Raw genomic sequence first — 8,536 nt, 5'->3', positions numbered from 1 at the left:
TTCTTCTCAAATACGAGACTAGCTGAATTTAACGAAAGCTGTATTTTGTTGTTATCAAGCGATTCGTCTCATCACTTTTTTGTTTCTTTACGGGTGTAGACAGCGGTCTCCACTGCGGCATAAAGATATTGTAGTGCCTGAAAATAGTCCATCTCGGCACGCTGAATGCCGTGCGGATCGCGACTCGCACGCGCTTTCTGTAGTTTTTCAAAACGCAATGCCAGCTGACGGTTTGCTTTATCTAAGATTTTCCAGTGGATTTCTGAAATTATCACTGTTCTTGAAAAAACTTTCGAGAATGTCCTATAACGCCGTTTTGAGGCATCTTCTGGTCCACTTCCATATTAAGCGATCGGGGGAATCCCTCTTCTTTCAAAATATCAATAGTTTTGTCCTCTTTGGCAGCAGCGATCTTGAGTTGCCGACTAACTTCAGGATCAAAGTGTCCGCCAATCTGCTTTTTACCCCGGCGCGATGACGATCCATTCTCACCCTGTCTCCGTTCCGGAGCCGCTATGTTTGTTTTCGTATCTGCTTTCTCTTTTTCCTTTTTTTCATTGATAACGTCTGATAATTTCCGTTTCTCTGCCATGTTAGACCTCCATTTGCTTGGTAATATAGCGATAAAGTGCACGGATCTCACGCGCTGATTTGGACTGAGGTTCGAGTTCTTGAACGACTGAACCGCTGTTATAGGCATGGATAAACCCGACACGCCGCCCGATCTGGCAAGGTGCGCAGACGACATCATAATGCTTTGTGGCTTTGCGTGCTTCTAAATCGAGATCGGAGTTTGCAGCGACATGGTTCAGAACAATCCTACCGGGAACATTCACAGTTGTGACGACATCCATGATACCCTCATTCGCCTCCAAATCGGCTTTTGATGTGCCACAAGGGATAACCACAAAGGACGATTTTTTTACGATTTTCAGAGTGTCGATAACAGCGAGTGTTGCGCCGTTCTCCTCTACAAAATCTAACCAGTGATCCAGCCGTGATGCGGGTGCCTCAATGACGGCGGGTGTATCGTCCTCGCGTTGGTCTCCCCATTTCGCTGTAGAGGCTTGTGGGTCAAGGTCAATCAAGGCAGTGGTGTGTCCGTTGCGTTCTGCTTCGACTGACAGATGTGTGGCAAGCATCGTCTTGCCAGTCCCACCCTTGCGAGACAAGATAGCGATCGTTTTCATCGTTGTCCTCCGTGTAGACGTGTCAGCATATAGACATTCCGACGTGTCAGCCGGGACGACATGTTAGTTTGTTAGCATGCCGACGAACCGACAGTCTAACATTCCGACGTGTTGACGATCCGACATGCTGACGTATTGACATGTAGACAAACGATGCTTTTGCAGATGCGTTTCAAATTATTGGAAAGGTTGCGAGTTACGTGGGTTTATGTGAAGATTGGCATAATAGTATCTATACACCGAATTTGAATTCTGTTTATGGTATAAAAGGAAGTTAGAGAATGACTGAAGTAAAGCACAACTTAGGACACTGGGAAACTTTACAACCGCGTTTCCACGATTAACTTCCATGATCGTTTAAAAAGTTCCAAAAGTGCATCCAAAAGAGTGTGTCATTAGTTGCTTAAAAATAGCACATTGGAATGGAATAATTAAATGTAATTCCGTTAAATAAAACCAACCTTCGTTCGCGCAAACATTATTGCTCTGTCTTCGTAATTTCGCTCGAATTGAGTTGAAAGAAATTTATCCTTTAGGACAGGTTACGGCTTCATTAGATATAGTATATGAAAATACGACACAGTCGATATTGGGGTTTGCTTATTGACTACCTCAAACCACAGTGGCCAAGGGTTTTGCTGATGGTACTGCTCTTGTTTGGCAGTATCGGCTTACAACTCATCAACCCGCTAATTGTGCGTCATTTCATTGATACTGCGAGATCCACCGAGGCACTACAGAAATTGATTCAAGCGGGTCTGCTGTTCATTGGTGTGGGATTGGTTCATCAAGTTGTATCAGCCATTTCAGTATACGTCAGCAATTTGACCCTTCATATCTTGGGATTGGATATTTCCTTCCATAGCACCCACACACCCGGCGAATTGATTGAACGCGTTGACGGCGATGTGGATAGACTTGCCAACTTTTTCTCGCAATTTGTGATGGAAATATTAGGCGGCATTCTGTTGTCAGTCGGCACATTGATTGTCCTCTTTTACGAAGACTGGCGACTGAGTGCGATCCTCGGCGTCCTTGTGACGGTCTATTTGATGGTTCATATTCGTTCTCAGCTCATCGCTGAGCCTTACTGGGACGTTGAGAGACAGACGAGTGCCGATCTGTCGAGTTTTCTTGAGGAACGTCTTTCTGGACTCCGAGACATTCGGGCGAATGGCGCAATCGCTTATGTGATGCGTCGTTTTCATGAGGTCACGAGACGAGCAGTCCTATCAAAGTTCAAAGCCGACGTTATCACCGATGTCGGGTGGACTATATCGAACATTGTATTCGCTGTCGGTTTCGCGACTGTGATGGGGCTTAGTGCGTACCTATTCCAAGCCGATGCTATTACTATCGGGACAGTCTATCTCGTTCTCCATTATCTCCAGATGCTGCATGCACCCCTGAACAGGATTCAACGCCAGATAGAGGACTTCCAAATGGTTAAGGTTAGCATCAGGCGTGTTCGGGAACTTATGCTAACCAAACCCAAAATCCAAGACGGTCCAGGAGCGGTTCTGCCTTCGGGTGCATTGTCAGTTGAGTGCGAAGATATTTCCTTTTCTTACCAGCCGGAGCAACCCATTCTCAAGCACCTGTCATTCCATCTCAGGCCTGGTAAAGTGCTCGGTCTGCTCGGACGCACCGGAAGCGGGAAAACCACGCTTTCTCGTCTTCTATTTCGTCTCTACGATACCAGTGATGGCATGATTTACTTAGGCGATACAGACATAAGGAACCTACAACTGTCTGACCTGCGACGGCACATCGGCATCGTCACACAAGAAGTACAACTCTTTCAGGCATCTGTTCGAGATAACTTAACCTTGTTTGATCGAACAATTGAAGACGATCGAGTCCTTGCGGGACTCCGGGCCCTGGGATTGCGTGATTGGTACGATACGCTGCCTGACGGACTTGATACGGAACTTCCTTCAGGTGGCGGTGGGCTTTCTGCTGGCGAAGCGCAGCTGTTGGCGTTTACGCGAGTTTTTCTCAGAGATCCCGGATTGATAATCTTGGACGAAGCCTCCTCCCGTCTCGATCCTGCGACTGAAAGACACCTTGAGCGAGCAATAGACACACTTCTGAGAAATCGGACTGCGATTATAATCGCACATCGCCTTTCGACTGTGCAGCGGGCAGACGAAATAATGATTCTCGAAGAAGGTCGAATCAGAGAATATGGGGAATATGAAAATTTAGTAGCGAACCGCAATTCCATCCTTTTCGGTCTCTTACGAACAGGGTTAGAGGAGTTTCTGGCATGAAGACACTACCTCTCAACACAGAAAAGAAACGACACTATTTCTGGCGGCTGATACGTTTTAGCCCGATGTTGTATGGTCTTAGTTTCATTTTTTCCTTGGCTTATTATGGTCTACCGCTTCTCATTGGGTTAATCATACGCGAGTTCTTTAACGCCTTGACAGGTGAAACACCGGTCGCTTTTGATCTCTGGACCTTGGTGATCCTTTTCTTAGGCACGCGGTTGACTATCCAAATGTTTGAGCAGAGCTATGCTGCAACCTATGCCTACTTTGAAGGAAAACTTCAAACACTGATTCGCAGGAACTTGTTCAAATCCCTCCTGCAAGACGCAGATATTCATTCTGTCCAAAACCCCGGCGAGATCATCAACCGCTTTGATGATGATACCCAAGGGGCGGTTGCCCCGATCACAATCGTTATTGAATTGAGCGGGCACGCGCTATCTGCTCTTATTGCGTTGGTTGTCGCCTTTCTACCGATGATAGCAATTGTAGCCCTGACAAACGGGTTGGGTCAGCGCATTCAAACTTATCGACGTGTAAACCGAGAAGCCACAGGTCGTGTCTCTGGCTTTCTCGGCGAACTTTTCGGGGCAGCACAGGTGATCAAGGTGGCAACCACCGAGTCGAATGCCGTTCATCATTTTGATGGTCTCAGCGAAACAAGACGCAAGGCTGTTATCAAAGAGAACCTTTTCAACCAATTGTTGGCTTCGATGAATTCAACAACAATCAACCTTGCGATGGGCGTGATTTTGATATTGGCTGGCGAGATGATGAGAGGCGGTGTTTTTACCGTAGGTGATTTCGCACTGTTCGTTAATTACATCGCGCTCGGGCAGGTTTCGGTATTGGGGTTTGCCAATTGGCTTGGGCGTTTATTAGCAGCATTCAAGCAGGCTGATGTTTCTCTGAAACGGCTCTCTGAACTGACAGCCGATGGTAAACAAGAGAAACTACTCAGGCTTGGACCGGTATACCTACGCGGTCCTTTTCCGAGCGTTCCCTTCATCGTCAAAAACAGAAGTCATCATCTAAGCCGCCTTGAAGTCGAAGAGTTAACCTATCGCTACCGGGATACGGGACGCGGGATTGAAAATATCAACCTCAGCTTGGATGCCGGTACCGTTACTGTCATCACCGGACGCGTCGGTTCGGGTAAAACGACGCTTTTGGAGGTCCTATTAGGGCATCTACCTCGATACACCGGAACTGTTTACTGGAATGGTAAACCCATCATGGATGCGACATCGTTCCTCGTGCCACCACGCTGTGCATACACGCCTCAAGTCCCACGACTTTTCAGCGATGCCCTTCGAGAGAATATCCTGCTGGGACTACCAGAAGATAACGTCGATCTTCCTGCAGCGATCTGGGCAGCAGTCATGGAGGACGATCTGAAAACATTTAAAAGTGGACTGGATACGGTGATTGGTCCCAGAGGTGTTAGACTCTCCGGTGGACAACGACAACGAACAGCAGCGGCGCGGATGTTGGTGCGTGAGCCTGAACTATTGGTGTTTGATGATCTTTCCAGTGCACTTGATGTGGAAACAGAGCAAAAGTTATGGAGCCGAGTATTTGAACAACGCGAGACAACTGCAAATAGTTTACTCACAAGCACGTACCTTGTAGTATCACATCGCCCTATTGCCTTACAACACGCCGATAATATTGTCGTCCTCAAGGATGGAAAAATAGAAGCGGAAGGAACGTTAGAAGTGCTTTTGGAAACATGTAAGGAGATGCAAGGGTTGTGGCGAGGAAATATGGATGTAGTCGGAAAATGAATCGACCTACAATCATAGTTGAAAGTAACGATTTGGAGAAAACGTATCCTTCGGCTTCTCTGCCTGTCAATGCTTTTATCGGAATTATACACCTTTACGGCAGGATAGTGTATAGGGATATCCATTCCGCCACCTGAAGGATAAGATTTTATTATTAACTATTTCAAAATGAGCATCTTCCTCGTAGCAGTGAAATCGCCAGCGGTGAATGTATAGAAATACGCCCCACTCGCTACGGGTTCACCTACCTCATTTCTACCGTCCCAAAACACTGCTCGGTCTTTGCTCTGGTAGATCCCCTCTAGCTGATGCCCCAACGCTAAAGTCCGAATCAATCTACCGTCTACGGTATAGATGTGTAGTGATACCTCCGCAGGTCTTGCCAACTGATAAGGTATCCAAGTTTCCGGGTTGAAAGGGTTTGGATAGTTTGGGAGAAGTTTCGTTTTTCTGAAACTTTGGTTTGCGCTCGCGAGCCACGTGCGTAAAAATTGAATCACTATTTTAACATGACTCGATTTTTCTGGTACTGCCTCTAACGTTCGCAAGGAACGCTGAACTGCAATAAGTTCCTCGGAGGAAAACGATATAGTCTTAGCAATTTCTATTTCGACTGGAGCGGCAGCTACTTTTTCGCCAAAGTCTTCGGCAACAAGGACGAGATCCAGTACATTTACCTGTCCGTCTTTGTTGACATCCGCTCTCGAATTAGGCAGCGGCTTTTGCCCAAGATTCTGTCCGATAATCACCATATCAAGGATATTGACAGTTCCGTCCGCATTGACATCACCACTAGGTTCAACGCCATCAGCGGTAATCAGCAGATCTGCCCAATGCGCCCAGTCCCAGCTATTATTTTCACGAGGGTCAGTCACCAGTTCTAGTAATACAGTTTTACCAGCAAATTCAGAAAGCGAGATTTGTGCGTCTGTCCATCCAGGAGTGTTTGTGGTGTGTTTAAATCGGTTATATCCGTTCAAAAGCACCTGAAAAGAAACACCATCGCCATGGATCTCCTCATCCAAGAACCCCATTGAAAAAGAGAACATCACGTCTTCTGCTTGAGGAAGAGAGAGTAAGAATTGAAGAATAGTTTGACCATCATCTGGGGGATGAGCAGCAATGGTATCCTTTTTCACACCATTTACGGTGCCATGGCTTCGTTCACCTGAGCCGTGAACATTCCCAAGTCGAAAGACATTATCAAACTGGAGACCAACAATAAAATCGGCATCTCTTAGATTAAAGGACGAGACCACTTGTTGAGCGTGTGCGAAGTGGAAGAGAATTTGTGCAGGCAGTTTGGTTTCAAGTGAATATAGTTCATTTCCTTGATTCTTTACCGTTTCGGGGAATTTTCTTATTGGATCATTGGGTAAGAAGAAACCTATATTTGTAAGTGTGTCCGGTGGTTCAGAGATAATTTTAGGTTCACCCCACCTTGCCCAATCCCATGAGTTATTTTCGTTATGACCCGGATTCGTTATGAAACGAAGTTTTAGATGTTGTCCGCGATAGGGAGTCAAATCTAAGCTGATATGGTCCCATCTCTGTTCGGCATAATGCCGACGAAAAATATCATTGCCTTGAACAGAGACAGCAAACGTTACACCATCGGAGTTTTCAGAACCTTCCGCCAATCCAATGTCAAATTCCAAACGGATCTTATGGCTATCTGGCAGCAACAGTTCCCATTCCCCGAATGTATCGCCGCTGATGTCTTGGTGAGGAGGATGTGAATCAATAGCGGATTTACGGATTCCAGAAATCGATACCTGAGTAGAATGAAAAGTCGCTCCTTTTTGCAGAGGTAAATCCTCCCCATTGAAGATTATACCTGTTCTTAAAAGATGGAACTGAGACAATAAATCAATTTCCAAAGAAACATCAGCTTTTTGGAATCTAAACAGGGCAGCGTTTTCCGTCACACGAGATTCCGTCACAGAAACGCCTTCTGGCAAGGAATTAATATGCACTTGAGAAAAATCGCGTGGCACATCGCTCAACAAATAAAACTTCTCAGGATTCAAGCCAAGTATTCTCATTTCGTTGTAGGCATGCCAGTTTGGAAGGCTTCGGTCAGTTTTCACCTGTGTTACACCAAAGACTCTTTCATATCCGACATCTTCTCCTGACAAAACAAGCGTAGTCCCCCCGCCAGTGGTCTCATAAGTTACAGTTTCACCATTTTTGCCTACATACCGAAACAGCGTTTCCGTAGCCCAGTGCGTCTGAAAATCTGGTTTTAAACCAAGCTCCTGCCAATTTTGGGCGACTGTTAGAATTCGTTGGGCTTCAATATGTTCAGGATCTAGCTCTTCTACCGACCAGAGTCGAAGCGTCGGCAAAACGCCCCAACTCTCATACGATCCCAAAAACTCTTGGTAAAGTTGCGGTTCCTTGTCCGGATTGGGCAATCCTAAATGACCATAGGGCAATGTATAAGGAGAAAATAGAAAGGAACTAATCGGGTGCGGTGTTACTTCTGATGGAAGTTTCCCACGCTGAGCGAAACTTTCACGGAAGAAGGTGACTTCGTGAAGATGCTCACCACTGAAAACAACACCGGGCATCGCAGATGCTAATTCCTCGTGAATCAGCGCGTTACCTTGACCAGCATTTAAACCTTCAATCAATCCGTTTGCATCGTTGATCACAACGTGGCTAATATCCAAATGGAATGCATCAACTCGATATTTCTCCCACACTTCTCTTAACTGCTGAACGAAATGTTTCCTGAATTCAGAACTTGAGAGATTGATATATGCGAAGCGATGAGGATTATCTATTTCATTCCACAGCCAGCCGACAGGTTTTCCATCCCAAGGGTCTCGAACTTGAAATTTTTCAAATTTCGCGTAGAGTGGATGATACGATGAAACTCCAACAATATCTGTGTGAGGCATCACTCGAAACCCGTGACGATGCGCGACATTAACGAAATCTCCGAAACCTTCCCTCGCTGTATAGTCCGGATAATTAGCATCGTAATCATCTTTTCGCCAATGCACCACATATAGCAAAGTTTTTGTTGGATCTACCTGTTCTGCCAACTTGTCCAACATTTTCGTATCCAAACCACAGGTAACAACTAAGCCTATATCTTCAACCCATGACGGCATTCTATCCAATCGCCAAGGTTTGAATGTACGCTCCATCCAATCCCGATACTGCTTCGCAGGAACACGCCAATCACCAGTATATGTATTTATAGTAAACTTTAGAATTAATGATACATGTTTATGACTTCATCAATGGTTATATCAGCATTGTATTCTCTGAG

At 45.8% G+C, this 8,536-nt stretch carries 6 protein-coding genes; 2 read left to right on the top strand and 4 right to left on the bottom strand.

Going from position 1 to position 8,536, the window contains the following annotated elements; genetic code table 11:
• Positions 1 to 71: 71 nt before the first annotated feature.
• From J4G07_22025 to J4G07_22015, 3 genes are read right to left on the bottom strand one after another with little or no spacing between them, the layout of a single operon-like run.
• Positions 72 to 275, bottom strand: coding sequence for a hypothetical protein (locus tag J4G07_22025; GenBank protein MCE2416663.1), 204 nt, complete (start codon positions 273 to 275; stop codon positions 72 to 74).
• Positions 272 to 592, bottom strand: coding sequence for a hypothetical protein (locus tag J4G07_22020; protein ID MCE2416662.1), 321 nt, complete (start codon positions 590 to 592; stop codon positions 272 to 274). Before J4G07_22020 ends, J4G07_22025 begins: the two co-directional genes overlap by 4 nt.
• A gap of 1 nt (position 593) precedes the next feature.
• On the bottom strand, positions 594 to 1,190 hold the full coding sequence (locus J4G07_22015) for an AAA family ATPase (protein ID MCE2416661.1): 597 nt from the start codon (positions 1,188 to 1,190) through the stop codon (positions 594 to 596).
• Positions 1,191 to 1,756: 566 nt separating this feature from the next.
• On the opposite strand from J4G07_22015, the gene J4G07_22010 reads away from it, so the two are divergent.
• Together J4G07_22010 and J4G07_22005 are read left to right on the top strand one after the other, a co-directional pair.
• Positions 1,757 to 3,463, top strand: coding sequence for an ABC transporter ATP-binding protein (locus J4G07_22010; protein ID MCE2416660.1), 1,707 nt, complete (start codon positions 1,757 to 1,759; stop codon positions 3,461 to 3,463).
• The gene (locus J4G07_22005) at positions 3,460 to 5,253 is read left to right on the top strand and encodes an ABC transporter ATP-binding protein (GenBank protein ID MCE2416659.1); all 1,794 of its coding nucleotides are present in this window, start codon (positions 3,460 to 3,462) and stop codon (positions 5,251 to 5,253) included. Before J4G07_22010 ends, J4G07_22005 begins: the two co-directional genes overlap by 4 nt.
• A 158-nt stretch (positions 5,254 to 5,411) precedes the next feature.
• Here the strand turns inward: J4G07_22005 and J4G07_22000 are convergent, their stop codons facing one another.
• Positions 5,412 to 8,411 carry a hypothetical protein gene (locus J4G07_22000; protein MCE2416658.1) on the bottom strand — a complete coding sequence of 1,000 codons (3,000 nt, stop codon included), beginning with the start codon at positions 8,409 to 8,411 and terminating at the stop codon, positions 5,412 to 5,414.
• Positions 8,412 to 8,536 lie beyond the last annotated feature (125 nt).

This window comes from Candidatus Poribacteria bacterium (genome assembly GCA_021295715.1).
Lineage (GTDB): Bacteria > Poribacteria > WGA-4E > WGA-4E > WGA-3G > WGA-3G.
Note: the sequence above shows the minus strand (reverse complement) of the source record. Positions and strands in the feature narration are given on the sequence as shown.

Coding starts and splice junctions, on each gene's coding strand:
- J4G07_22010 (MCE2416660.1), top strand. CDS start 1,757: ATGAAAATACGACACAGTCGATATTGGGGTTTGCTTATTGACTACCTC.
- J4G07_22020 (MCE2416662.1), bottom strand. CDS start 592: ATGGCAGAGAAACGGAAATTATCAGACGTTATCAATGAAAAAAAGGAA.
- J4G07_22015 (MCE2416661.1), bottom strand. CDS start 1,190: ATGAAAACGATCGCTATCTTGTCTCGCAAGGGTGGGACTGGCAAGACG.
- J4G07_22005 (MCE2416659.1), top strand. CDS start 3,460: ATGAAGACACTACCTCTCAACACAGAAAAGAAACGACACTATTTCTGG.
- J4G07_22000 (MCE2416658.1), bottom strand. CDS start 8,411: ATGGAGCGTACATTCAAACCTTGGCGATTGGATAGAATGCCGTCATGG.